This window comes from Myxococcales bacterium, assembly GCA_016706225.1.
In the GTDB taxonomy this organism is placed as follows: domain Bacteria; phylum Myxococcota_A; class Polyangia; order Polyangiales; family Polyangiaceae; genus JADJKB01.
Window position 1 is genome coordinate 35,921 of record JADJKB010000014.1, and the last position, 23,391, is coordinate 59,311.

At 68.3% G+C, this 23,391-nt stretch carries 22 protein-coding genes; 8 read left to right on the forward strand and 14 right to left on the reverse strand.

The features are described 5' to 3' along the window. Positions 1-68 precede the first annotated feature (68 nt). Together IPI67_22525 and IPI67_22530 are read right to left on the reverse strand one after the other, a co-directional pair. Positions 69-641 carry a hypothetical protein gene (locus IPI67_22525; protein ID MBK7582957.1) on the reverse strand — a complete coding sequence of 191 codons (573 nt, stop codon included), beginning with the start codon at positions 639-641 and terminating at the stop codon, positions 69-71. Further along, positions 638-2,794 (reverse strand): lamin tail domain-containing protein, encoded by a 2,157-nt coding sequence (locus IPI67_22530; protein ID MBK7582958.1) that lies wholly within the window; start codon positions 2,792-2,794, stop codon positions 638-640. The genes IPI67_22525 and IPI67_22530 overlap by 4 nt, the downstream gene beginning before the upstream one ends. 210 nt (positions 2,795-3,004) lie before the next feature. Between IPI67_22530 and IPI67_22535 the strand changes: the two genes are divergently transcribed. Then, positions 3,005-4,225 (forward strand): ATP-grasp domain-containing protein, encoded by a 1,221-nt coding sequence (locus IPI67_22535; GenBank protein ID MBK7582959.1) that lies wholly within the window; start codon positions 3,005-3,007, stop codon positions 4,223-4,225. An 18-nt stretch (positions 4,226-4,243) separates the two neighbouring features. Here IPI67_22535 and IPI67_22540 read toward each other — a convergent pair whose 3' ends face one another. The 5 genes from IPI67_22540 to IPI67_22560 form a co-directional block, all read right to left on the reverse strand. Beyond that, positions 4,244-4,837, reverse strand: a complete 594-nt coding sequence (locus IPI67_22540) for a hypothetical protein (GenBank protein MBK7582960.1) — start codon at positions 4,835-4,837, stop codon at positions 4,244-4,246. Beyond that, positions 4,837-5,817: a hypothetical protein gene (locus IPI67_22545; GenBank protein ID MBK7582961.1), complete on the reverse strand. Its 981-nt coding sequence runs from the start codon at positions 5,815-5,817 to the stop codon at positions 4,837-4,839. Before IPI67_22545 ends, IPI67_22540 begins: the two co-directional genes overlap by 1 nt. Positions 5,818-5,940: 123 nt before the next feature. Next, on the reverse strand, positions 5,941-7,344 hold the full coding sequence (locus tag IPI67_22550) for a hypothetical protein (GenBank protein MBK7582962.1): 1,404 nt from the start codon (positions 7,342-7,344) through the stop codon (positions 5,941-5,943). Between the two features lie 276 nt (positions 7,345-7,620). Further along, positions 7,621-8,652 carry a PEGA domain-containing protein gene (locus tag IPI67_22555; GenBank protein MBK7582963.1) on the reverse strand — a complete coding sequence of 344 codons (1,032 nt, stop codon included), beginning with the start codon at positions 8,650-8,652 and terminating at the stop codon, positions 7,621-7,623. A 3-nt stretch (positions 8,653-8,655) separates the two neighbouring features. Next, a complete protein-coding gene (locus tag IPI67_22560) occupies positions 8,656-10,167 on the reverse strand; it encodes a serine/threonine protein kinase (protein MBK7582964.1) in 1,512 nt (503 codons plus the stop codon). A gap of 71 nt (positions 10,168-10,238) precedes the next feature. Between IPI67_22560 and IPI67_22565 the strand changes: the two genes are divergently transcribed. Continuing rightward, positions 10,239-11,000, forward strand: a complete 762-nt coding sequence (locus IPI67_22565; GenBank protein ID MBK7582965.1) for a LamG domain-containing protein — start codon at positions 10,239-10,241, stop codon at positions 10,998-11,000. Between the two features lie 11 nt (positions 11,001-11,011). Here IPI67_22565 and IPI67_22570 read toward each other — a convergent pair whose 3' ends face one another. Further along, on the reverse strand, positions 11,012-11,821 hold the full coding sequence (locus tag IPI67_22570) for a carbohydrate-binding family 9-like protein (GenBank protein MBK7582966.1): 810 nt from the start codon (positions 11,819-11,821) through the stop codon (positions 11,012-11,014). 138 nt (positions 11,822-11,959) lie between these two features. Between IPI67_22570 and IPI67_22575 the strand changes: the two genes are divergently transcribed. Then, a complete protein-coding gene (locus IPI67_22575) occupies positions 11,960-12,889 on the forward strand; it encodes a serine/threonine protein kinase (protein ID MBK7582967.1) in 930 nt (309 codons plus the stop codon). A gap of 26 nt (positions 12,890-12,915) precedes the next feature. Here the strand turns inward: IPI67_22575 and IPI67_22580 are convergent, their stop codons facing one another. Further along, positions 12,916-14,106 carry a right-handed parallel beta-helix repeat-containing protein gene (locus IPI67_22580; protein ID MBK7582968.1) on the reverse strand — a complete coding sequence of 397 codons (1,191 nt, stop codon included), beginning with the start codon at positions 14,104-14,106 and terminating at the stop codon, positions 12,916-12,918. A gap of 77 nt (positions 14,107-14,183) precedes the next feature. On the opposite strand from IPI67_22580, the gene IPI67_22585 reads away from it, so the two are divergent. Continuing rightward, on the forward strand, positions 14,184-14,921 hold the full coding sequence (locus tag IPI67_22585; protein MBK7582969.1) for a hypothetical protein: 738 nt from the start codon (positions 14,184-14,186) through the stop codon (positions 14,919-14,921). Positions 14,922-14,957: 36 nt separating this feature from the next. Here IPI67_22585 and IPI67_22590 read toward each other — a convergent pair whose 3' ends face one another. After that, entirely contained in the window at positions 14,958-15,842 is an 885-nt protein-coding gene (locus IPI67_22590) for a hypothetical protein (protein MBK7582970.1), read from the reverse strand. Between the two features lie 308 nt (positions 15,843-16,150). Here IPI67_22590 and IPI67_22595 point away from each other — a divergent pair, with 308 nt between their 5' ends. Further along, positions 16,151-16,603: a hypothetical protein gene (locus tag IPI67_22595; GenBank protein MBK7582971.1), complete on the forward strand. Its 453-nt coding sequence runs from the start codon at positions 16,151-16,153 to the stop codon at positions 16,601-16,603. A gap of 16 nt (positions 16,604-16,619) precedes the next feature. Further along, positions 16,620-17,561: an alpha/beta fold hydrolase gene (locus IPI67_22600; GenBank protein MBK7582972.1), complete on the forward strand. Its 942-nt coding sequence runs from the start codon at positions 16,620-16,622 to the stop codon at positions 17,559-17,561. 5 nt (positions 17,562-17,566) lie between these two features. Here the strand turns inward: IPI67_22600 and IPI67_22605 are convergent, their stop codons facing one another. After that, on the reverse strand, positions 17,567-18,742 hold the full coding sequence (locus IPI67_22605) for a PAS domain S-box protein (GenBank protein MBK7582973.1): 1,176 nt from the start codon (positions 18,740-18,742) through the stop codon (positions 17,567-17,569). A 145-nt stretch (positions 18,743-18,887) separates the two neighbouring features. On the opposite strand from IPI67_22605, the gene IPI67_22610 reads away from it, so the two are divergent. Continuing rightward, positions 18,888-19,460 (forward strand): DUF2239 family protein, encoded by a 573-nt coding sequence (locus tag IPI67_22610; protein MBK7582974.1) that lies wholly within the window; start codon positions 18,888-18,890, stop codon positions 19,458-19,460. A gap of 36 nt (positions 19,461-19,496) precedes the next feature. Further along, positions 19,497-20,801 carry a hypothetical protein gene (locus tag IPI67_22615; GenBank protein ID MBK7582975.1) on the forward strand — a complete coding sequence of 435 codons (1,305 nt, stop codon included), beginning with the start codon at positions 19,497-19,499 and terminating at the stop codon, positions 20,799-20,801. A gap of 12 nt (positions 20,802-20,813) precedes the next feature. Here IPI67_22615 and IPI67_22620 read toward each other — a convergent pair whose 3' ends face one another. From IPI67_22620 to IPI67_22630, 3 genes are read right to left on the reverse strand one after another with little or no spacing between them, the layout of a single operon-like run. After that, complete coding sequence (locus IPI67_22620) at positions 20,814-21,869, reverse strand: hypothetical protein (protein ID MBK7582976.1); 1,056 nt, start codon at positions 21,867-21,869, stop codon at positions 20,814-20,816. Between the two features lie 56 nt (positions 21,870-21,925). Further along, positions 21,926-22,714 carry a tetratricopeptide repeat protein gene (locus IPI67_22625; GenBank protein ID MBK7582977.1) on the reverse strand — a complete coding sequence of 263 codons (789 nt, stop codon included), beginning with the start codon at positions 22,712-22,714 and terminating at the stop codon, positions 21,926-21,928. Further along, positions 22,711-23,373, reverse strand: coding sequence for an RNA polymerase sigma factor (locus IPI67_22630; GenBank protein ID MBK7582978.1), 663 nt, complete (start codon positions 23,371-23,373; stop codon positions 22,711-22,713). The genes IPI67_22625 and IPI67_22630 overlap by 4 nt, the downstream gene beginning before the upstream one ends. Positions 23,374-23,391 lie beyond the last annotated feature (18 nt).

Consider the following 23,391-nt stretch of genomic DNA (forward strand, 5'->3'; position numbering starts at 1 on the left):
GCATTAGCGTTCCGCTGCTGCTGACGGGAAGCCGAAGCTCGACGCGGGCTACCGCTGAAAAGGGCTGCTCAGGGAACCCAGGCCGTGGCCTTGGCGTCGTCTTCCGTGACATCGGCGACGAGCCAGGCACCATTCGTCAGTTCGAACAGCAGGAACACGAAGTCACATTTTCGGTCGCCCGGGCAGATGACGTCCGCACCCGCCACCGCGCGCCCGTTTTTTTCTCGATGCGGCTCGGCCGAGCGTGCCTGAAACTTCTTGCCCGCTTGTTGCGCAAAGCTGCGGCACTCGCTCGCCCAGCACGCCGCAGTGGCGAGCGACCGCGGGCTCTCGTCGTCGGCGGAGTTCGCCGCGCTGATGAAGTCCGCGATGGCCTCTGTGAGAGAAGGTTTGGCCTCCGTGGAAGGGCGCTCGTTCGTGCCGTCGTCCGTCGCGTTGTCAGGGCTGGTGGCCGGTCGCGCAGCGGCCTCGGACGCGGGCGTTTCGTCCGCTCCACTCGGAGCGGCGCCCTCGGTGCGCGGTGGCTCCACGGGCGGAGCCGTTGGCGCGCACGACGGCACGCCGAGCGTGGAGAGTAAGCCGAGCAAGAGCGCGAGCGGCGCTCTTGTCGTCGAGATCGGATTGCGCTCGAAGCGTCTCATTGACGACGACGGCGGCCCAGTGCCAACACGCCGGCTAGCATCGCAAACAGGCCGGCGCTGCCGCGGCTCGGAGTTCCGCCCGGCGTCTGACACGCGCAGCCGCCGCTGTCGCCACCCGAGCTTGGGAGCGGTTTGACGCCGCCGTCCGCGCTGCCGCCCGTGCCACCGCCGGTGCCGCCGCTCGACGCGCCGCCGCTGCCGCCTCCGGTGCCGCCCGTCGAAGCGCCCGCAGCACCACCGCCTGCGCCTGCAGCGCCACCGCCTGCGCCCGCAGCACCACCGCCCGCGCCTGCAGCGCCACCGCCCGCGCCTGCAGCACCACCGCCTGCGCCTGCGGCGCCACCGGTACCGCCGGTTGCGCCACCGGTACCGCCGGTTGCTCCGCCGGTACCACCGGTTGCGCCACCGGTACCACCGGTTGCGCCACCGGTACCGCCGGTTGCTCCGCCGGTACCACCGGTTGCGCCACCGGTACCGCCGGTTGCTCCGCCGGTACCACCGGTCGCGCCACCTGTGCCGCCGGTCGCGCCGCCGGTACCACCGGTCGCTCCGCCGGTGCCGCCGGTGCCGCCGGTGCCGCCCGTGCCGCCCGTGCCCGCGTCGGTGCCACCGTCCGGCACCGCGCTGCAGTCGAAGAACGGACTGGCAGTGTTCCTGGGGTTCGGTGCGCCGATGGTGAAGTCCGCCGAGTTGTCGTTAGTGTCGACGCAGCCACCGTTCTTGCGCAACGCCGATGCCGTGTTGCTGGGCGCTGATGTCGGAGCGGTCTCGGATTGCTCGGCCGACGAGCCGTAACCGACCAAGTCGATGATGTTGGTGGTGGGACACAAGTTTCCCGTCGTTCCGCAGCCCGTGAGCGCGGCGGTCACCAGGGCGACTTTTCCAGCACCCGCACCGAGCCCGACGTTTGCCGAGGCCTCGGGCGTCGGCAGAGACGAACCGACGGAACCGGCGCTCGACAGGCTCACCAGGAAATACTGGCCGGGCTGGAGCACGGTGTTCGGTAGGGTGACCACCGTGCTTCCGCTGGCGAAATTGCTGGTGGGACCCGCGTACTGCACGAACGTCCCGTTGAGCGACGCCGGGTTCGAGCTCCGGTTGAATAGCACCACGAAGTCCGAGTCGTACGGTGCGTTGGTGTTCCCCCCGCCCCCGTATACCTCGGCGATCACGATGCCGTTGGGTCCCGGAGGCGCTGCATCGGAGCCGGAATCGGTCGCTGCGTCGGAGCCCGAGTCGGTCGCTGCGTCGGAGCCCGAGTCGGTCGCTGCGTCGGAGCCCGAGTCGGTCGCTGCGTCGGAGCCCGAGTCGGTCGCTGCATCGGAGCCCGAGTCGGTCGCTGCATTGGAGCTCGAGTCGGTCGCTGCATCGGAACCGGAATCGACTGCGGCATCGCCGGCGTCACTGCCAGCGTCTGCTGCGGCGCAGTTGTTGACCGCCGAGGCGGAGTTGCGCGGGTTCGCCGCGGCGCTGGCAAAGTCCGCGGCGTTGTCGTCGGTCTCGGTGCAGCCCCCGCTCTTGCGCTGGGTGGAGTTGGCGTTGCTGCCCGGGTACGAGGTCGGCGCGGTGCCCTCGAACTGACTCGCCCCAGAGGCTCCACCGCCATAACCGACGAAGTCGACGACGTTGGTCATCGCGCACGGAGAGCCGGAGGTTCCACAGGCGTCGAGCGGTGTGCCGTTCACTAGCGCAATCTTGCCGGCGGTCGCGCTGAGGTTCGGCGATGAGGCCGGCGTCAGGTCGGGAGTGGGCAACGCGCCGCCAACAGGGTTCGACGGGGCGGCCAGCTGGATCAGGTAATAGGCACCCGGCTGGATCTGAACGTTGGGCAGCGCCATCGCGGCGGACCCGCTGAACGCGCCCGCAGCGGTCGCGTACTGGAGCACGTGCCCGTTCAGGGAGACTGCCGACGCGCCTCGATTGAAGAGCACGACGTAGTCGTTGGTGTACGTGGCGCTCGAGTTGCCACCGCCGGCGTAGATCTCGGCAATCACGACGCCGGTCGAGAGCGCCTGCCCCAGGGTCGCAACGGGCGCGCTGTCGTCCGCCCCGCAACTCGCAGCGGCGGCCGAGCCGAGCACGGCTGCGACGCCCAGGAGCCGGGAGGAGAAGCGCCGCAGATCGAAGGACGGGTCGTGTTTGCTGTGCTGCATGGAGTTCTCCGTGGGGGATGCCGGCCTTCGAGCATATCCGGCAGCAGCGATCTGACAAGCGCGCTGGGCCCGATGCGACAAAGCGCGCCCGTGGAAGCCTGTCCGATTGTCCGGGGCCCGCGCCCCGGTTGCTCGATGACCCCGCACACAAACCCGCGCCCGACTCAATGTCGGATTGACGCACTGCCCGCTCGCGCCGATTCTTGGGTCTTGCCCCGCAACGTGATCTTCGTGGCTCCATACCCCTCGGACGTCACGCTGCGCTTCGTGCGCGCGGTGGCCAGTCTCGATGACGTGCGCCTGCTCGGGGTCGTTCACACGCCACCGTCCGGTGATGACGCTCAGCTGTTCGACGATTTCGTGCGTGTGACCGAGCCGAACAGCGTTACAGACGTGCTCGATGGCGTCGAGGTGCTCCGGCGGCGGCACGGACAACCCCACCGCATCGTCGGCATCCTCGAGCTGTTGATGGTCACGCTGGCTCGCGCCCGAGAGCGATACGGGGTGCCGGGCATGTCCGTCGAGACGGCGGAGCTGTTTCGGGAGAAGGCGCGGATGAAGGACGCGCTCCGAGCTGCGGGTCTTCCCGTCGCTCGCCATAGGTTGCTCACGTCGGAGGCAGCCGCGCGTGCGTTCGTCGAAGAGGTCGGGTTCCCCGTGATCCTCAAGCCGCCCGCCGGCATGGGCGCCAAGTCGACCTTTCGTGTGTCCAATCCGGGCGAGCTCGTCGCGGGTCTGAGGGCCTCCGGGACAGGCCCTCACGAACCGGTGCTCGCGGAAGAGATGCTCAAAGGGAGCGAGCACAGCTTCGAGACGATCACGGTCGGAGGCGTCCCGCGGGCGTCGTCAATCTCGAACTACTTGCCGGGGTGTCTCGAGGTGCTGGAGAACCCGTGGGTGCAGTGGGCGGTCGTGCTGCCGCGAGAAACGGGCTCCCCTCACCTCGACCGAGTGCGAGAAATGGGTTTTGCGGCCGTCCGCGCCTTCGGTCTCGAAGACGGTATGACCCACATGGAGTGGTTCGAGCGCGCCGACGGCTCGCTGGTCATTGGCGAGATCGCCGCGCGGCCGCCCGGCGCGCAGCTGCTACAGATGACCGGCTCGGTCCACGACGTCGACATCTATCGTGCCTGGGCCCGAGCCGTCGTCGATGCCGAGTTCGAGGCCCCGTGGGAGCGGAAGTACTCGGCCGGCTGCGCTTACATTCGTGGCATGGGGCACGGTCGCGTCGTGTCGGTCCGTGGCGTGAAGGAGACCCACGAGGCCGTTGGCAAATGGCTGGTCGCGGCGAAGCTGCCGACCGTCGGAGCGCTCAAGAACGACAGCTACGAGGGCGATGGCTGGGTGATGGTGCGCCACGAGGACACCCGAGAGGTCCAGCGGCTGATCAAGCTCATCATCGAGACGATCAAGATCCAGTACCTCGCGTGAGGCGCGAGTTGCTCGGATTCAGTCGCCGAAGACGTAGCCGAGCTGGATCTCCACCTGCGGATAGAAGCGCGCGAAGCTCGGCGGACCCGAGCTGCCGGGGATGTGCGCGGTGTGGTACTGCGCTCCGAAGCCGCCACCGACGAGCACCGTCTCACTCACGAGCCCCGTGTAGCCCGCGCTCGCGCCCACTGCCCAGACGGAGCCGCGACTACGTTCTCCGTTGCGCAACCCCCAGCCGACGCCGGCTTGCCCGAAGGGTGAGAGCCAAGGTCCGGTGGGCGCGCTCGCGAGCGGATAGAAGAAGACCCGTCCGCGGGAGATGACGCCCCGCAGATCGCCGCCGGTATTTTCCTCGCCGGAGAGCCCGAGGAAATTGATGTTCTGTGTCCACGGCTGGTAGTAGCTCGCGGTCAGTTGCGCGGAGAAGAACGGCGCGAATGAGTGCTGAAGGCCGACTCCGACCACGTGCTGGCCGAGATCGGCGATCAGCGCTTCCTTCGCTGGCCCCGACGGCGAGAGCGGCTCGGCCTGGGCCGGCGCATGAAACTGAACGCCGAGGGCGAACGACGCCGCGAACCAGGTCGCGCGCGCCGCCCGCCGCCGAGCAAACATCAGGGCGCGCCGCCCGGATCGGGTGGCGGCATCTTCGGCATCGGGCGCATGCCTCCCGGAGGACGCCCGGCGCCCGGCGGCATGCCCGGCGGCATCCCGCCCGGCGGACGCCCAGCACCCGGGGGCATGCCCCCCGGCATTCCGCCCTGCTGCTCCATCATGCGCAGCTGCGCAACGACTGCCTCGTAGTTTTCCGTCATCGAGCGGCAGCCCTCGGGCGGCATGCGATCGGTTTTGCTCCGCACGAGCTTGCAGGTGTCCGAGTCCTTGCCGAACTCATCGCACAGTTTGTTCTCCAGGTTCACGCAGACCTCACGCGCTTGTTTGAGGCGGGCCATGGTGGCCGGAACGTCCTCGAGCGCCGCCCCGCAGGCCGCGACCGGCATCATCTCTGCTGCCGTCTTCGCCTGAGCGCAGCCCGCAGACTGGTCACCGGCCTCCGCGCAGATCTTGTCCTGCCAGGTCTTGCACTCGCCGGTCGCCGTGCTCGAGGCGGGTGCGGGTGCGCGTTTGAACGGGGCGCGTCCCTTGGCGTGGGCGTCCTTGAGGAACCAGCCGCCTGCAGCGCCGATGGCAACACCGACGAGCGCCATCAATATCCCACGGGTCATGGGCGAGAGTCCGGGCTCCGGCTCCTGGATCCGGGACGCTGGCCGCGGCATCGGTCGGGTCTTCTTCTTGTCCGACACCGTCTTCTTGGCGGAGCCTTCCGCGCTCGCCTTCTTGGCTTCGGGCCTTGCGCTCACCGCCTTGGCGGGGGGCTTCGAAGAGGGCGGGGCGTCGTCGTCGTCGTCGTCGTCGTCGTCATCGTCGTCGTCGTCGTCGTCGTCCGTCGCGGACTTCTTCGCGGGCGCTTTGTCGCCAGCGTCGGCGGTCGCAGACTTCTTCACGCTGGCTTTGTCGGCGGCTTCGTCCGGCGCGTCGTCGTCGTCGTCGTCGCTGTCGGAGTCGCCCTGGGGCCTGCCTTCGTCGTTTTTCACGGGCGCACCCTAGTGGGGGAAGCGGGCTCGGCGCCAGCGTCTTCGGTCGCGCCGGGGGTGGGTTCAATCCGCGCTCGCCCGAGCGAGGCCCATCGAGCAGCGGGATTGCTGATGAAAATGCCGTCAGGGGGCGATGCTCACGTGCGCCACGACGTTCTCTTTTCCAGCGCCGACGAGCGCGAAGTTCAGACCGCTGACCGCCGTCGTCTGATAGGCAGTGCTCTCCGGGTAGATCGCCAGCACAGGACCGAAGCCCGCCGGGAGCGCAACGTGGTTCTCCTTCAGATTGCTCCAGGCAATGGCCTTGCCGCTCGGACGATCGACCTTGGTTGCGACTCGATGGGCGAGCTCGCCCGCGTTGGGTCCGTACACGAGGCTCAAGCGCCCTTCGCTCGGCACGAAGCGCGCGCGATAGGTGCTCGGCATGCTGAAGCTCGCCGTCGCCCAGGCGCCGGCGTTCGGCCGATGAAAATAGGCAACCGCGCCGGCGGCGGTGCGAGCGATGAGGTGGGTGTCGCCGGAATCGGGGTCGGTCCACACGTCGTTGGTCGAGCTGATGGCGTCGCCGGCGCTCGGCGCGAGCACATTGGACCAGCTCACGGCGTCCGTGGTCGTCAGATCGGCGTAACCGACGGCGCCGAGGAACGTCCATGCCGGTGCCTTGCCGGCGACGAGCTGCGCGTGGAACGTGAGCGCGGAGGGCTTGGCGCCACCGAACGCGACGTTGATGTACGAAGCGTCGTTGTAACCCGCCACCCCTCCCGAGCGCGGACCGTTCCAGCCTCCACCGTAGTCGACGACGTAATGGAACGAACCCCCACCGCCGTCGACGACTCCCGTCCACCACACCAGGCGTGAGCCCTGGGGCGACACGGCCGCACCAATGTAGTTGGTGCTCGGGCCGAGGGTGAACGGGAGCGAGGTGCACGGGCTCGGGCCGACCTTCGGCACAAACCGGCACTCGCGCACCGAGTGCGCTACGACGTCGATGCCGAAGGTCTGAAGCTCGCCGCCTACCGCGAGGGTCGCGGTGTTCTGCTGAACCGAACCCGGCAGCGCGACGGTGCCCCGCGCTTGCCATCCGCCGCTCGTCTTCTCGAAATATCCGAGGGTGTGATTCGAGAGCACGTCGCAGGTCGCTCCCGAGTCTCCGGGTTGTGAGCAGTAGTCGTCGACGAACCACAGGCTGTCGCCGTTGCCGCTCGACGCTGGAGCGCGCACCAGGTGCCCGAGATGGGGTCCCCAGCCGCCGAACATGCCGCCAGAGATGAAGCGGTGGTGGTCGTGGATGAGGCTGACCTCGGGTCCTGGCGTGCTCGCGTCGGAGCCTCCGTCGCTGTCACCGCCCTCCGCCGAATCCTCCGCGACATCGGCCGAGGCATCGAGCGCGGCACTGCCGCCGCTTCCGCCCGTCCACGGGCTCCCGTCGAGGACCGCGCTGCCACCGCTCCCGGCCTTGCCGGAGTCCCCTGCGCCGGCAGTCTCGGCGGAGTCGTCGCCGCACGCGGAGGCGAGCAGCGCGGGCATGACGAGCGCCAAACAGACGGCCCTGGTGCGGAGCGTTTGCGACATCCCGTAGCCAGTGTGGCACGAACACGGGCACGAGCCGGCCGAGGACGCGCCCGCGGCAGAACGGAGCCCCTGCTCGATACCTGGGACATCCGCGCGCCGACGGCAGCGCACGCACGCCGGCCGGAGTACGCGCGGTCCTCACGCTGCCGTCGCATCGGTGACATCGACTGTCCCGCGGTTCGGCCAACCAAACAGCCCCGCGCACGGCGGCGCGCCGCTCAGGTGCGCTAGCTAGAACGCCCCGCTCACCCCGAGGCCGCCGCCGCGCGGGCCCACCATCGGCACGAACTGCGTGCGACGCGCGGACTTCTCGGGCGCCGAGCCGCCACTGCTCAGGAGCAGGACCACACCCGCGCCGACACCGACGGCGCCGACCGCAAAGCCGATGGTGGAGAAGGTCGCGGCACTCTTGGCATCATCGCGCAGGTCGACGCCCTGCGGCGTGCAGCGATTCGGATCACTCTGACCGATGGCTTCGCCACATTGGTCCTTGGACTCGTTCTTCTTCGAGAAGGTCTTGAGGCCGAAATAGCTACCGACGCCGACGCCCACCACGCCAACGCCGAGCGCGACCCAGCCGAGGGTGCTGCCGCCGCCGGGGCTGGCCTTCTGCGCGGGTTTCTCGGTCGGCGCTCGCTCCGATGTCGGAGCCTTCTCCGCTGCCGCCGCAGGCGCAGCTTCCTCTGCTTCGAGCGCCGGGACCTCGACCGTGGTCGTGCGGGCTTCCCCCTCGATGTGAAGCTGCTTCGTCCACGTCTTCTTGCCGGGCGCCGACACTTTGACCTCGTGCGTGCCGGGGTCGATGGGCAGTGCGGTGCCGAGCGCGCTGGTGCCGACGGCGGTGCCGTCGATCTCGAGCGTGGCGCCCTCGAGCCCGTTGGGCAACTTGAAGCTCACTCGTGCCAAGCGCTTCTCGAGCTGCTGCACGTGGGTCCGGGCGAACTTCTCGCGTTGTTTGCTCTTGTCACGCTTGGCGATGGCCGCAGCTTCGTTGAACTCCGCCCATGCACTGGCCGTCTTGCCCTGCTCCGCATGGCAGTTGGCGAGGTTCAGTAGTGTACCCAGGCGTTGTGAGAGCTTGAGGCTCTCGGCGAGCTTCGGACAGGCCTCGTCCCATTTCTCGGCTGCCATCAGCTTCTTGGCGTCGTCGAACAGGGCATCGGCGGCGGCCTTGTCCGAGGCCGACTCCTGCGCGAGTGCGATGGACGAGAGCGACAGCAGCAGGGTGGCAGTGCAGAGGCTGGTAGTGGTGGGGTGGAACATGGCTCAGTAGCTGTCGCTCAAGAGGTCTTCGGTGCTCTTGCCCGGACGAGCGCCGGGCTTCACCGGCTTCTTCACTGAGCGAGCGGCGGGGGCAGCGCTCGCGCTCGGCGTTGGCGCGGTGCTGTCGCTCGGCGCGGCGCTCGGCGCGGTGCTGTCGCTCGGCGCGGTGCTCGCGGCAGAAGCGCTTGGCGTAGCGCCCGGCGCCGCGGCGCGAGGCTCTTCTGCGCTCGGAGCAGGCGCCGGCGCTGGTCCGGGCGCAGCGGCCACGGCGGACGGAGCGGCCGGAGCTTCGCTGGACCCGGCAAGGAGCAGCGCGAGAGCCCCACCCAGACCAAGAAGTCCCACCGCAGCCAGGGCCATGAACAACCCGCGGCGCTTGGGCCGGAACTCCGCGGCGGCGGCCTGGGTGACCGGACCCACGGTGCCGACACTGAGCTCCTCGCCCCGGGTCCCACGCCGCATCAAACGTGTCAGCTCTTCGTCCCTGGCTGGAGCAATAGGCGCCGGCGCCACGGCCGCCGGCGCTGCTGCTACGGCGGGGCCTCCGAGCTGCCCGCCCACCAGCAAGGCGGTGATGCGCTGCACGCTGGGCTGCGACGCCGGCGTGCCGAACGGCGCCAGCGCCAGCGCCAGCTCGGCGACGTTGCGGTAACGACGCTCGCGGTCGCGTTCCAGGCAGCGCTCGATCACCTGGCCAAGTCCGTCGGGGACGTCGCTGCGGGTGTCGCGGATGGGCGGAGGGATGTGGAGCAAGACCTTGCCGATGGTCTCGCCCATCGTGGTGCCAGCGAACGGGCTCTTGCCGTCGAGGAGCTGGTAGAGAATGACGCCGAAGGACCAGATGTCCGTGCGCGCGTCCACGTGCTTCGCGTTCTGCACCTGCTCCGGAGACATGTAGCGCGGAGAGCCCAGCATGGTCGCGGTCGCCGTCAGGTCTTCCTCCGTGCTCTCGTCCGTTGCCATCACCTTGCTGATCCCGAAGTCGAGTACCTTGACCTCGCGGGCGCGTCCCGGCTTCTGGCACAGGAAGAGATTGCTGGGCTTGAGGTCGCGATGGATGATGCCAACCGCGTGCGCCTCGGCGATGCCCTCGAGCGCCTGGAGCAACAGGTCGATCGTCTCGCCCACGGGCAGTCGTCCGCGAGTCTTGAGCTCGTGGCCCAAGTCGTGGCCAACGAGGTGCTCCATCACCATGTAGGGTGAGCCGTCGGGCAGGGTGCCGCAGTCGAAGACGCGACACACGCGCGACGACTCGATGCACGCCGCCGCCCGCGCTTCGCGCAGGAAGCGTTCGACGCTCTGCGCGTGCTGGGCATCGGAGAGCAGGAACTTGACCGCGTAGCGCTGACCGAGCTGAACGTGCTCGGCAGCGACGACCACGCCCATGCCCCCGGCCGCCAGGATCTCGAGCACCCGGTACTTGTCGGCGACGAGCTCGCCCACCTTCACCGGGGAGCGTTCCGCCGCGCTCTTCCTCGGCTTGTCGCCGGTGCCGGACCCGTACCCCGAAGACATGAAGACTCCAGGATAGCGGGCTCTCTCCTCGACGCAAAGCGGGCGATTTCGCGCTATGCTGCCTGGTCAGCGTGTCGGCACCTCTTCGCTTCTCTTTCGTCCTGCTCGCGTGGGCGTCGCTGGGCTGCGCGCAGATTGCCGGCCTGGAAGACGCTGAGCTCGCGAGTGGCTCGAGCGGAGGTGGTGCAACCGCCAACGACAAATATGGAAAGGCGGTGCTCGCCGATGGCCCCGTCGCGTACTACCGCTTGGACGAGGCCGTGGGCTCGCCTGGCGTGGCGGACTCGTCGGGCAACGGCAACGACGGGACCCTGAGCGGGAAGGTCGTGCTCGGCGCGCCCGGCGCCATTGCCGGGAACGGCGCGGCGTCGTTCGATGGGGTGAGCAGCATCAATCTCGGCGACAAGTTCGGGTTCGCCGGCCAGGTCGAGATGAGCGTCGAGGCCTGGATCTGGCCGCTGGCGGACGACGGCGGTTTTCTGGGCAAGGGCTACTACCAGCAGGGCGCGGGCTACGACGGCTGGTTCCTCGCGGAAGGCTCTGACGACTTGCAGTGTGTTCGCGGTGGCGCAGGCGTCATCCTGCCGAAGCTCGGCAAGACCGAGTACACCCATGTGGTGATGACGTTCGACGGTCTCAACCTGACCACCTACCTCAACGGCAAGACCGCCAAGAGCACGCCGACCACCACCGCCGTCATCGATCACGCGAACCCGGTGCAGCTCGGGACCGTCAACGAGTGGGCGTCGATGGTTGGCAGCCTGGATGAGGTTGCGTTCTACGACAAGGCGCTGTCGCCCGAGCGCGTCGCCGCGCACTACGCGGCCAAGTAGCCCGGCGGTCCTCAGCGTCCCAGGTGAACGCGCCCAAAGCGCGCGCTCTTGTGGAAGTTGCCCTGCGCCAGCAAGGGCGACCAGGCCAGCGAGTCGCTCTGTCCGTCGCGGAAGCTGTAGAAGTTCGCGCGCATCGTCGCACCGGGTCGCGGGGGGCCCGCGAACGCGGAGGTGCGCAGGGAAGCCCACGGGACCCTCAGCTCGACCACGTATCGGCCGCGGCGCCCATCGATCTCGACCGCACGCTCGACGCCGCTCCTCCACTCCTGGTGCCCGAAGCGTTTCGACGCGTCGTCCGGCCCGCCCGTGACCGGGTTCATGTAATCGTCGAAGCGTGTATCCCAGACCGCGCCGTTCACGTCCACCTGCAGCTCGAAGTAGTCGCGGTTGTCGCTGCGCTCGCCGGGCTGCAACATGAGCTCGACGCCGGATGCCCGCGCCCAGATGTGGGGGTCCACGTCGTCGTGCCCGAACGGAGAGGTCGGTCCCGCGTCCCAGACCTCGAAGGCCACGAGCAGGTCCTGCTCGTTCCAGACCACGCGGGCGCGCGCGTTGACCTTGGAGCTCGGTGCCGGTCGACCCGAGCCCGGAGAGACGAACATCTTCGACATGCCGGCGCCGACCCAGGCCTGTTCGTCCAGCTTGCCGTCGATGACGATGGCATTGGGAAGGACCCTCGGCGCCGTCAGCTCCGGCAACGCGCCATCGCTGCGATCGACGAGCGGTTCATCGTAGCTCGGGGCACGCTTGCAGCCGTGAGTCGTGAGCGCCGCGAGCAGCGCGGCCCACGCGAGCGGGGTGACAGGACGATGACGCGACATCGGCAGCCGGGTGTTCCAGTGGGTCCACGAGACTATCCGAACGGCGCGGGACGGGCACCCATGCGCTCGCGCCGGCGAAAGCTCGTGTCGCGCGCCCGCGCTTCACGCATCCCCCCCAGGCGTGCGAAACTCACCTCCATGCCTGAGGGTTGGGGTGGTGAAGCGACGCTGCCGGTGGGGACTGCGAACGAGGTGGTGCGGCCTGAGTCTGCTCTTGCGCGGGGGGCCCTCGTCGGCAACTACGAGGTCGTGTCATTGATCGGCATGGGTGGCATGGGCGTCGTGTATCGCGCCCGTGATCGCCGCCTCTCCCGCGATGTGGCGCTCAAGCTGATCCGGGCTCAGGTGCCCGGCACCAGCGCCTGCGGCGTGATGTGCTCGCTGTTGCTGCACGAAGCCCGCACCATGGCGCGCCTTCGCCACCCGAACCTGGTCGCCGTCCACGACGTCGGCGAGTTCCGCGGCTGTGTCTTCGTCGCGATGGAGTTCGTCGAAGGCCAGACTTTGCGAGAGTGGTTGACCCCCGCGCGGACTTGGCGCGAGCGCATGGACGCCCTACACCAAGCGGGTCGCGGCCTCGAGGCGGCTCACGCCGCCGGCGTCGTACACCGGGACTTCAAACCGGACAACGTGCTGGTCAGCAGCGCCGGGCGGGTGCTCGTCACCGATTTCGGCGTTGCTCGTAGCGCCGCGGACATGGCAGAGCCTGCGAGCTTTGCTTGCGGTTGTGACACCAACGCGGCGTCGGAGATCGACACCGGAGCCGTGGTGGGCACACCCGGCTACATGTCGCCGGAACAACACGATGGACTGGCCACCGACGCACGCAGCGATCAGTTCAACTTTGCGGTCACGGCCTGGGAGATCCTCTATGGACAGCTGCCGTTCGCCGGAGCCTCACTCGCGGAGACCCGCTCGGCGCTCCGAGCGCCGCCGCGCGAGCCGCCGACCGGCGAGGTGCCGCCCGAGGTGCTGGCAGTGTTGAGGCGTGGGCTCGGTCAGCGTGCGAGTGCCCGGTTCCCGTCGATGGCTGACTTTTTGGAGCGCCTCGAGCGCGCGGCGAGCTGAGGCCGCCCCGCGCCTCGCATCATCAGCTACTTCCAGCAGAACTTGTTGGCCTGCGCCGCGCGCAGCGTGAAGTCTTGCTCCTTCAAGTCGACGACGGCAAAGGAGGTTTTGGGCCACACCAGGTTCCCGGGGTTGCAGGCCTTGAAGTACGCACTCTGCTCCAGCTTCAGATCGGTGTGGGTGGTGTGCCCGGCCCACATCAGGGCGTTCGACAGGGGTTTGCCGCGACCCTGGTCCTCGCAGATATTCTCGCGGCAACGGGTGCGGCGGAACACCACGCCCGGGCCGCCGTCGTAGTCCGAGAAACAGCCGTTCCCCATGCGAATGGCGTCGACGTCCTCGACCAAGCCGGTGCTCGGGCCACCGTCGAAGATCACCCCGACGCCCGAGGGTGAGTTGTTGCCGTCGATCATGCCGCGGCGGATCGTCAGGTTCTTGCTCTGAAACACGTTCACGTTGTCTTCGGGCCACGAGCCCTTCGGGTTCACGACGGAGAAATCTTCCAGCAGACCGTTGTCGGAGTTGTTCCACTGCACCACCTGCCCGCGAGGAAACGGGCCGCGGAAGTCGTGCCCCTCGATGAACTGCAGCACGCTGTCCGGACACTGCACCAGGTAGATGCCGCTCGAGCCCCGCTCCAGCGTGGCGCCGGTGACCCGGGGACCGGCCGACGAATAACACTGGATGTTGTTCAAGTTCTCGTTCGCGTTCTTGCCACTCGTGGGCGCGCCGGTGTGCACCACACGCACGTTCTCGATCACGATGTCGTCGGCGTTCGAAATGTCGATCCCGGGTCCGCCCTCGTGGAGGATTTCGACGTTGCGAATCACCACCTTGTCGAATCCATCGACCTTGATCGCCGCACCGCTCTTGGAGGTGATGCGCAGCTTCTCGATGATCTGACCGTTTGCGGTCACCGTCACTGCCCCGGATTCGGTCAGCGTGCAGCTGGGGGTGCCGCCGGAGCCACCGCTGCCGGCCGCGCCGCCCGACCCCGCCGCGCCGCCCGCGCCTGCCGCTCCGCCGGTCGCACTGCTGCCGCCACCCCCCGCGGCACCCGCCGCCCCGCCCGTCGAGCCGCCGCCCGCGCCGGCGGTTCCTCCCGCGCCGCCGCTCGTTCCACCGCTGCCGCCCGTGGCCTTGGCGGTGCTCGAAGCGTCATCGCCGCAGGCGACGAAGACCAACAACGACAGCGAAATCGAGACGGCGCGCAGCATGTCGAAAGCTCCAGACCTCGCCCGCGAGCGCGGGTGAGCCGACATTTTCCGGCGAACCTGACCTAAAGTCGAGCGCGATGAAGGCGGCGTGCGTTTGTGCAGCATTGGCCCTCGTGGCCTGCCAGGGTCCGAAGACCAAGGAGTGTTTCCGACTCGTGCAGGCTGCGTCGGTCGCGTCGCACGACGTCGACGCCAAACGCATCGAGAGTGTCGAGGCCGGCTTGAAGGCGGTCGAGGCAGCCGAGCAAGCCTGTACCGAGGCGGGGCGAGACGAGGAGGTCAAACAGCTCGCCAAGGGTCGCGTCGATCTCGCGGCGCACCTCGAGCGCTTGAAACGCAAGGCGACCGATCCGGCACGCCAGCCCTTGAGTGCGGAAGAGCTCGCGGAGCTGGTGGCCAAGGGTGATCCACACTGTCCGAAGGGGCAGGGGTACAAACACTCCGCGTCAGGCAACGAGATCCGCTGCAACGGTCCGCAGGTCGTCGAGATGAACTACGCCGCGGCGCGCGACTACTTCGATCGCCGCGGATACAAGCTGAGCGACGTCGAGCCGGCTCAGCTGAAAGCGGAGCTCGGCGCGGAGAGCTTGGTGCTCGCGTACCAGAAACCGAAGGACACTCAGCCCCCACGCTGCATCATCATCTACCCCCCGCCGGATCAGAGCTGGCAGGAGGCTGCAGCCCGCGCGACCGGAACCCGGCCGGATCTGCTGAAGGTCGGAGGCAGCATCACGACGACCGGCGGCCGTCTGCCGATCCGCCTGGACGTCGACTCGGGGGCCGGGCCCGTGCGCATCGGCGATTGTGAGTCCTGAGTCGCTGCCCAGAGTGGGCCGCTCGTCGCAGCGCGGTTACTGACACTTGCCGGGGTATTCGGCGGCGCCGCACAGGGCGCCGCACGGACAGGTCGAAGCGCCGACACACTTCTGGTTGGCCGGGCACTCCGCGTTGGTCCAGCAAGCGCCCGGGATGACCTTCTTGCAGCTGGACGCGGCGCAGACCATGCCGGGGCCGCACTCGAAGTTCGAGGTGCAGCACTGCGCGGCCGGACTCTCACACCAGCCCATTTGCCCGCCGCACGCGCAATCCAGGCCGCAGGGGCAGACACACTGGCCGCCGCAACCGGCGCCGTTCGGGCAGTCATTGCTGCTCCAACATTGGCCCAGCGGTGGCTTGGGCTCGCAGTTGCCCTGCACGCAGACCATCGGCATGTTTGGCTTCTGAGTGCAGTCGGTGTCGAACTGGCAGCAGCCCGCGAGGTTGTCGCACTTGCCCAGTTGATCCATCGAGTCGCAGTCTGCACCGCACGGACAAACGCTGCCTCCGTTGCAGTTGCCACCAAAACAGTCCTTTGCGGACCAGCAGAGCCCCTGGCTCGGGCGCTCCTTGCACACGCCGCTGACACACTCCATCGGGATACTGGGTGCGTCGTCGGTCTGCGTCTGGCACTCGAAGTCACTCGCGCAGCAACCCGGGAAGCCGGCGCTGCCGCCGTAGCCCGCCATGCCGCCGTAGCCCGCCATGCCGCCGTAGCCCGCCATGCCGCCGTAACCCGCCATGCCACCGTAACCGGACATGCCGCCGTAACCCGCCATGCCACCGAAGCTGGTGCCGCCCGTCCCGGCTCCGCCCGTAGCCCCGCTACCCGCCTGGCCACCGCTGCCGTCCTTGGTGGTCGACCCGCCACAACCGAAGAGCAGCGCCGAGGTGAGCAAACAGCACAGGAGGGTACGCATGACTCTCGCTTCAGCAGGCCGCGTGCCAGCGCAGAAATGCTGCGCGAAGCTGCGATTTCAGGCCAGGTGGTCGGGCGGTGGCAGCTGGATTTGTGCCAGAAGCGTGTGCCACCGGCTCGAGTGCTGGGGCAGTACGCGGACGAGCGAACCGCGTTCCTCAGCGCCGGAAACGTGGGTCGAATGCCGCGAAAATTTCCGGTCGCGGGGTGGTGAGCGCAAGCCTCGCAAGCGACCCTGGGCGAATTTCCTGAAATCTCGCCTGTCGCTTCGGGCGCGCAATTTGCTGGCCTTGAGCCGTGGAGCCTGCGATGCCCGCGTTCCTCGCCATCACCACCGACGCCCTCCACATCCTCGCGATGGTGGCGTGGGCTCTGGGGCTCCCGCTCTTGGTATGGCATCGCTGGCCGAGGCTGAGCCTGGGTTACACCCTCTACGCCATCGGCTTCGTGCTCGTGTCGCAGGTGTCGCACTACCTCCTGGGGGAGTGTTTCCTGACGACGCTCTCGCGCTACTGGTGGGAGCTTGCTGGCGACCACGCGGCGGGTACATTCATGGTGCGCCTCGTGAACCGTGTCGCCGGTGTGCGTCCGGACGCGGACGCCGCGGTCTTCGTCTGGGAGGTGGCGATCTTCGTGACCAGCGTGGCCGTGGCGTGGTCGCTCTTCCATGGCCACCGACTGCGGCGGCGCGGGCGTGGGTTCCGAGAAGAGTCGGGTCCGAGCCTTCACGTTTTCGCCGGCGAGCCCCGGGAGTCCGAGTAAGCTACGCTTCGCCGTGGTGCCCCGAACCCACTTGCGAAATGTGCTCCGTTGGTCGGGGCGGCTTGGCATCGTCGCAGCCGTCGCGCACGGGCTCGGCACCGTGGGAGTCGCGTACGCAGTGGCGCACGCACCCAATGGTGGAACGCCGCCGGCCGCCTCGGATCCATGTCCCGCCGAGCTGGCGGGGCGCGGCACGACCGAGTCCGCGCAGTTTGCGGTGGGAGCCGACCCGAACACCCTGTCGACCTGGTTGGTCGAACCTCGGGGCGCCGTGCAGGGCACCATCGTCGTCTTGCACGGCGTGCGACTCGACAAACGCAGCATGGTGCCGGTGGCCGAGACGCTCGTCGACGCGGGTTATCGCGTCGTTCTGGTCGATCTGCGCGGTCATGGACACTCGGCGGGGCGTTACCTCAGCTACGGCATCCGCGAGGCGCGGGACATCTCGGGGCTGCTCGATGCGCTCGAGGCGCGAGGCATTCAACTCGGTCCCGTGGGCCTCCACGGTTTTTCCTACGGAGCCGCCACGGCGCTCGAGGTTGCTGCCCTCGACTCGCGCGTGCGGGCCGTCGTGTCGGTGTCTTCGTTCTCGTCACTCAGAGTCGTCGCGCGCGACTACGTGCGCTGGCAGTTGCCCGCGCTTCAGCCCGCAGTGCCCGACGTCTGGCTCGACTCGGCCGTCGATCTGGGTGCCCGCTGGGCGGGCTTCGACGCCGATGCCGCAGCCCCCGCCGCAGCGGCGGCCCGCAGTCACGCGCCGCTCTTGATCATCCACGGCAGTGACGACCCGCAAGTATCGGTCGAGAGCGCCCGCAGCATCGACCGGGCAGCGGCAGGGTACGCACAGCTGATGCTCCTGCCGGGTGAGACGCACGCGAGTGTCCTCGCGGACGCAAGCGGTCGTGTCCGCTCTGCGGCTCGCTCGTGGTTCGACCGGCACTTGAAGGAAGCTCGGTAGAGCTGCTAGTCGCCGCTGGCCCGCTCGTCTTGCTGTGTGGCAAGCGGCAGGCGTACGTCGAAGCAGGCACCGCCGCTCTCGGACTTGCGGTAGGTCAGTGAGCCTGATTGGTTCTCGATCAAGCTGCGCGCGAGCGAGAGCCCAAGCCCGAGTCCGTGCGGCTTGCTGGTCACCAGCGGCTCGAACAGTCGATCGACGACCTGTTTTGGCACGCCGGTGCCGGTGTCCTCCACGCTCAAGACCACGTGAGATGCCGCGAGCGCGGCGTGAAATTTCAGCGTGCCGGCGCCGCTCATCGCCTCGATGGAATTGGCCACGAGATTGCTCAGGGCTTCCACCACTTGCGTGGCATCGACGGCCACGTCGGGGAGCTTGCCGAACTCGCGTACGACCACCAACTTGGGGCGCGCTGGCACCCGACGGAGCACGTCGTCCACCAGCGCGTCGATGCTGAACCGCTGGAGCATGGGGGCTCGGATGCGGGCGAAGTCCACCAGATCGGTGACGATGCGGTTGGCCTGCTGCACTTCCTCCAGCAAGATGTCCACCGCCCGGGCCACGTCGGGGTTCTCGTGCTGGCCGAGCAGGCGCCGCAGCACGAAGGAGGCGTTGGAGATCGCTCCCAGCGGATTGCGGATCTGGTGGGCCAGCCCGCCCGCCAGTTGCCCGACGACCGCCAGGCGTTCCTGTCGGATCAGACGCTGCTGAGTCGCCACGAGGGCCTGGGTGCGCTCGGCTACTCGTACCTCGAGATCTTCGTTCGCGCCGCGGAGCCGCTCCTCGGCTTCTTTGAGCGCGGTGATGTCGTGGATGATTCCCACCAGATGGGTGGGCTGCCCGTCTGCGCCGAGCAGCGGAACCTTGGTCGTGGCCAGGATGTGCCGCTGGCCCGAAGCGTCGGTGATGGGCTCCTCGTCGATGGTGACCGCCGCGCCGCTGGCGAACATCTCTTCATCTTTGCTGCGGAAGAACGCGGACTCCTCGTGCGGAAAAAAATCGAAGTCGGTCTTGCCGAGCATCAGCTCGCGGTTGAAGCCGGTCATCTCGCAGAACGCGCGGTTGAGCATCACGAAGCGAAAGCTCCGGTCCTTGACGAAGATCGGATGCGCGACGGCGTCGACGATCGCCGCCAGGAACTCCCCCGACAAAGGGAACTGGCTCGACGACTCCGCTTCCCCCATGACCCGACCCTAGCTTTGATCTTGGGTGCTGTCAGTCGCCCCGGTCCGCCCAGTCCCCGGCCCCGTTGTGTCCGAGGTGGCGTCCACGGCCCCAATTTTACCCGGCAGATATTGACCCAATATTACCCGGGTAGTATGAGGGCCCATGACCTCGACTTACACGGCCTTTGCCGGGGCGCGCCGCATTGCTGCTGGGACGCTCGAGCAGGTGCTCCCGCCCCTCCGGCGACGGTTCCAGGCGGACGGCGGCAAGGCCGTGCTGGTGTTCGAGGACTCGAGCGGCGCTCAGATCGATTTCGACCTCCGCGGCACACTCGAGGAGGTGCTCGCGCGGGCGGAGCAACCGGAGGTGCGTGGGCCTGGGCGCCCCAAGCTGGGAGTCTCGAGTCGGGAGGTTTCGCTCCTGCCGCGGCACTGGGACTGGCTCGAGCAACAGCCTCAGGGGATCTCCGCGGCGCTCCGTCGTCTGGTGGACCAGGCAAGGAGCTCCGAGCCTGGCAAGGCGCGCGCTCGGCAGCTGCGCGCGGCGGTCAGCCGCTTCATGACTGCCATGGCGGGCAATCGTCCGGGCTACGAGGAGGCTCTGCGCGCGCTGTTTCGCGGCGAACAATCGGCGTTCGAGGCGATCGTGAAGAAATGGCCGAAAGATGTGCGCGCCTTCGTGCTCGACGTGTCGCGCGAGGCGGCGCGCGCGGAAGCCAGTGACCGCGCGCGCTGAGCACCTGCTAGGCTCTCGCCACCCCGGAGGTTCGTGATGCGTTCAGGTTGGGTTGTTGCGCTCTTGATCGCGATCGTCGTGGCGTGCTCCGCGAATGGCTCGAGCAACTCGTCGCCGGGTGGGGGCGCTGCAGGAGTGGGTGGTGGAGTGGGCGCAACCGGCGGCACGGGCGTCAACCTGGACTCGGGTCTCAGCGATGGTGACGAACCTCCGCCCGCGGTCGCCACGTTGATCGGCACCGTGCTCGCGCCGGAAGGCAGCATCCCGATCTCGGGAGCGCTCGTGTACCTGACGAAGATCTCACCGAAGCCCATCCCGGACGGCGTGTACTGCGACAAGTGTGTGACGCTGGATTTTCAGACCCCGTACACCTTCTCGGGCCCCGACGGTGGTTTTCACCTGGGAGTGCCCCAGACCGGCAGCTTTCAGCTCGTGGTGCAGAAGGGGCAGTTCCAGAAGGTGCGACCCATCGAGGTTACGCTGGGCAACGTGGCCGTGCCGCTCGAGTCGAGCACGTTGCCGGCCAAGACTGACTCCGCCAAGGGCGATACCATTCCGAAGATGGCGATCGTCGAGGAGGTGTGGGACGCAATCGACGTCTCCTTGGCGCGGCTTGGCCTCGGCTCGATCGGTCCGACCGGACCCTTTGGCACACTGCAGGTCGATCGCGCGACGGCGCCCTACGACTACTACGACGGCGCGCCGGGTTCGAAAGGCGGCTATGACGCCATCTTGAAGAACTGGACGACGCTGTCGCAGTATCACATCGTATTTTTGCCCTGCGCCTGGAGCAATCAGACGGACTGCAACACGAACTCTCCGGCGCTCGATCCGATCGTTCAGAAGAACCTGCAAGACTTCGTGGCCAAGGGCGGCAAGCTCTACACCACCGACTACGCCTACGAGTTCGTGCGCCAGGTGTTTCCGGGCTACGTGGACTGGAAGAACCAGACCAACACCCTCGGCTCCGCCTGCCTCGCGGGCGCCTGGGACGGTGCGGCGAGCTCGCCAGATCCCGGCCTCACCGCCTGGCTGGCGACGCAGGGCATCACCGCCTTCGACGTGAAGGAGAGCTGGACCGGCATCAGCGCGGTGCACGCCGGCAACACGACCGATCCGGATGGCAAACCCATCAGCGTGACGCCGAAGGTGTGGGTCGAGGCCAACACTCCCTGGGGCAAGCTGCCGGCCACCATCAGCTTCGAGCAGGCCTGCGGTCGTGTGCTGTTCAGCACCTATCACACCGAAGCGGCCGCCGGCGGCATGCTGCCGCAAGAGCGCGCCCTGCTCTACATCTTGCTCGAGGTCTCGGTCTGTGTGGCGCCCGTACAGGTGCGCTGAGCCCCGATTCGCTCACGGCATCGGTTGAGCGAGGAAGAACTTCAGCATCTCTTCGCTGGCGTCGATGTCCTGAGTGAGCTTGCCGGCGGGGCCGGCGCTCGTGCCGCCCGGCCACTGGTGCCCGCCATCTTTCACGGTGCAGAGTCGGACGATGCTGCCCGCGGCGCACGCACTGTGCTGCACGCACGTCGTGTCACCGTTCTGGTACGAGGTCGCCGCGGCGTCGGTGCAGCCGGCGTTCTTGGCCCAGAACGCCAGGTTGTCCGCGACGCTCTTGGCTCCGGAGAGACTGCCGCCGTTGTAGTTCACCACGAAGTCCGCGGTGCCATGGAACTCGATCATCGGTACGGGGCGTTTGGGTTCGCAAGTGTCGACCGCGAGGGGTCCCGAGACCGGGCCGAAGGCCGCGATGCGCTCCGAGAGCTCACACGCCAGGCGGTTGCTCAGCATGCCCCCGTTCGAGAAGCCCGCGGCGTAGACGCGTTTCTTGTCGATGCACAGCTTGGCCTCGAGGGCGTCGAGCAGATCCGCCACGAACTGCACGTCCGGGCGCTTCGTGCTCGAGCTAGTGCCGCAGCACTTGCCTGCGTTCCAGCTGGTGTTCATGCCTTCGGGGTAAACGACGACGGCCCCATACTTCTCCGCCACGGGGGTCATCTCGCTGATCTTCTCGATCTGTCCGGCATTCTCCAGGTAGCCGTGGAAGACGAGCACGAGCGGCACACTCTTGGTTGCGTCGTAGCTCGTCGGCACGACGAGGTGGGCCGAGCGCTTCGTCCCGCTGGAGGTGAGCTCGATGTCCTGGGGGCCGGGCGCCACCGCAGCCAAGCTGCAACCGGGGGCCCCGCCGGTCGGATTTCCGGCGCCGCCGCCCGCACCGCCGCTCGAGCTTCCCGCGACGCCACCGGCTCCGCTCGCCGCCCCCGTCCCGCCGGTCGCGACGCTGCCCGCTGCGCCGGCGCTGCCACCGCTGCCCGCGTCCTTCTTCTTCGACGGTCCATCGTCCTCACTGGACCCGCCGCAGCCGAGGACCACGATCGCGCCGGCGAGCATCAGGGCGGTTCGCATGCGCCAAGGATGACGCGGCTCGCGCTCGAGGTCTAGGTCGCTTGGGATCGGCTCGGTCAGTTGCCGATGGCGGCCAGCCGTCGTTTCGCCTCGGCGGCGTGGAGGGAGCTCGGGTAACGCTGGAGTAGCGTCTGCCATGCGGCGCGCTCTTCGCTGGCGCGGCCCAGCTTGCCGAGAGCGCGGGCACGGCCGGCAAGCGCCTCTTCGCTCACCTCACCGGGGGATTTTTCGAGGTAGCGCTCGAACTCGCCGAGCGCCTCGCTGGGAGCCGTGCGATCGAGCAAGAGCTGGCCCAGCGTGACCCGCGATGCGCTCGCCTCGCGCGAGTCCGGATAACGGCGCTGAAGCTCTCGGTAGAGTCGAATTGCGTCGGCGTCGTGCCGGTCGCGTCGAGCCTGGTTGGCTCGGCTGAAGAGGCTGGCCGCACTCGGTGGCGCGCCTGCGGAGCTCGAGGGTGCGGGAAGCACTGGGCTTGGCTCGCTGCTCGACTCTGGGCTCGCGCTCGGCGCGGCGGTTGCGGGGGCGGGCGCGCTCTCGGTGGTGCCGAGCGGCGCAGTTGGCTCATCGAGTGTGACGGCAGTGAAGGATGACGGCGTCGGCGCCACGCCCGCTGGTTTGCGCCCGAGCTGCGTTGCCAGAGCGGCACCCGCAAAGAGCGCGGCCGCCGCGAGCAGCCAGGGAAGACGCCGCCGCCCGATCGACCTTGGCGGCGCCGGCGCTGCCAGTGCCCGGGTCACGGCCTGCTGCAGTCGCGCGGAGTCGCCGGGTTCTTCAGCGAGCTCCGCGTCGAAGTCACGGCCGAGCTGCTCGAGCATCGGATCGATGTCGTTGTTGTTCGCGGTCACGGGTTCACCTCCAGCACATCCAGCAGCCCCTCGGTCTCGATGCGCTTCTTGAGCGCGTCCCGCGCCAAGCGGATGCGACTTCGAATCGTGTTCTCGGGGCAGCCGGAGATCTCCGCGGTCTCGGCCAGGGAATAACCGAGCACCACCCGCAAGCCGAGCGCTTCGGCTTGAGTCTCGGGAAGATCCTCCAGCAGGCGACGCAAGATCTCCCGACGCCGCGCGGCTAGCACGGCGTCAGTTTGTGTTGCGGCTTCAACTTCGCCTTCGGAGGTCGCGACCTCTGCCACCGTGGCGCGAGCGCGATGACGTTTGCGCGCAGTGATGGCGGAGCGAAGGGTGATCCGCACCGCGTAGCCGGTGACATCGCCCTCGCCGCGGAACGCCGGCAGAGAGCGAACGAAGAGCAGCATCGCTTCCTGCAGCGTGTCATCGAGCTCCGGGTGGCGCGCGCCGAGCACGCCGCGCACGGTGCGGAGCAGGCGTGGCCCCAGGCCATCGAGCAACTCGCGGAGCGCGACCTGGTCGCCGGACTGGGCCGCGCGAGCCTGGGCCCCCAGCGGATCTGGGGGTCGATCTTCGTCGCGGCGCGCGGTCAGGTGCTCCACAGCCTGCTCGAGGTTAGTATCGCCGCCGGGCATGAGGGTGAGCACGAGCTGCATGCGGTCTCGCTCGGTTAG

What these genes read in the sequence shown, in the direction of transcription:
- IPI67_22610 (MBK7582974.1), top strand. Translation starts at nt 18,888, where the DNA reads ATGACCTCGACTTACACGGCCTTTGCCGGGGCGCGCCGCATTGCTGCT.
- IPI67_22555 (MBK7582963.1), bottom strand. Translation starts at nt 8,652, where the DNA reads ATGTTCCACCCCACCACTACCAGCCTCTGCACTGCCACCCTGCTGCTG.
- IPI67_22560 (MBK7582964.1), bottom strand. Translation starts at nt 10,167, where the DNA reads ATGTCTTCGGGGTACGGGTCCGGCACCGGCGACAAGCCGAGGAAGAGC.
- IPI67_22530 (MBK7582958.1), bottom strand. Translation starts at nt 2,794, where the DNA reads ATGCAGCACAGCAAACACGACCCGTCCTTCGATCTGCGGCGCTTCTCC.
- IPI67_22605 (MBK7582973.1), bottom strand. Translation starts at nt 18,742, where the DNA reads ATGGGGGAAGCGGAGTCGTCGAGCCAGTTCCCTTTGTCGGGGGAGTTC.
- IPI67_22525 (MBK7582957.1), bottom strand. Translation starts at nt 641, where the DNA reads ATGAGACGCTTCGAGCGCAATCCGATCTCGACGACAAGAGCGCCGCTC.
- IPI67_22620 (MBK7582976.1), bottom strand. Translation starts at nt 21,869, where the DNA reads ATGCGAACCGCCCTGATGCTCGCCGGCGCGATCGTGGTCCTCGGCTGC.
- IPI67_22630 (MBK7582978.1), bottom strand. Translation starts at nt 23,373, where the DNA reads ATGCAGCTCGTGCTCACCCTCATGCCCGGCGGCGATACTAACCTCGAG.
- IPI67_22575 (MBK7582967.1), top strand. Translation starts at nt 11,960, where the DNA reads ATGCCTGAGGGTTGGGGTGGTGAAGCGACGCTGCCGGTGGGGACTGCG.
- IPI67_22585 (MBK7582969.1), top strand. Translation starts at nt 14,184, where the DNA reads ATGAAGGCGGCGTGCGTTTGTGCAGCATTGGCCCTCGTGGCCTGCCAG.
- IPI67_22615 (MBK7582975.1), top strand. Translation starts at nt 19,497, where the DNA reads ATGCGTTCAGGTTGGGTTGTTGCGCTCTTGATCGCGATCGTCGTGGCG.
- IPI67_22580 (MBK7582968.1), bottom strand. Translation starts at nt 14,106, where the DNA reads ATGCTGCGCGCCGTCTCGATTTCGCTGTCGTTGTTGGTCTTCGTCGCC.
- IPI67_22540 (MBK7582960.1), bottom strand. Translation starts at nt 4,837, where the DNA reads ATGTTTGCTCGGCGGCGGGCGGCGCGCGCGACCTGGTTCGCGGCGTCG.
- IPI67_22595 (MBK7582971.1), top strand. Translation starts at nt 16,151, where the DNA reads ATGCCCGCGTTCCTCGCCATCACCACCGACGCCCTCCACATCCTCGCG.
- IPI67_22590 (MBK7582970.1), bottom strand. Translation starts at nt 15,842, where the DNA reads ATGCGTACCCTCCTGTGCTGTTTGCTCACCTCGGCGCTGCTCTTCGGT.
- IPI67_22570 (MBK7582966.1), bottom strand. Translation starts at nt 11,821, where the DNA reads ATGTCGCGTCATCGTCCTGTCACCCCGCTCGCGTGGGCCGCGCTGCTC.
- IPI67_22550 (MBK7582962.1), bottom strand. Translation starts at nt 7,344, where the DNA reads ATGCCCGCGCTGCTCGCCTCCGCGTGCGGCGACGACTCCGCCGAGACT.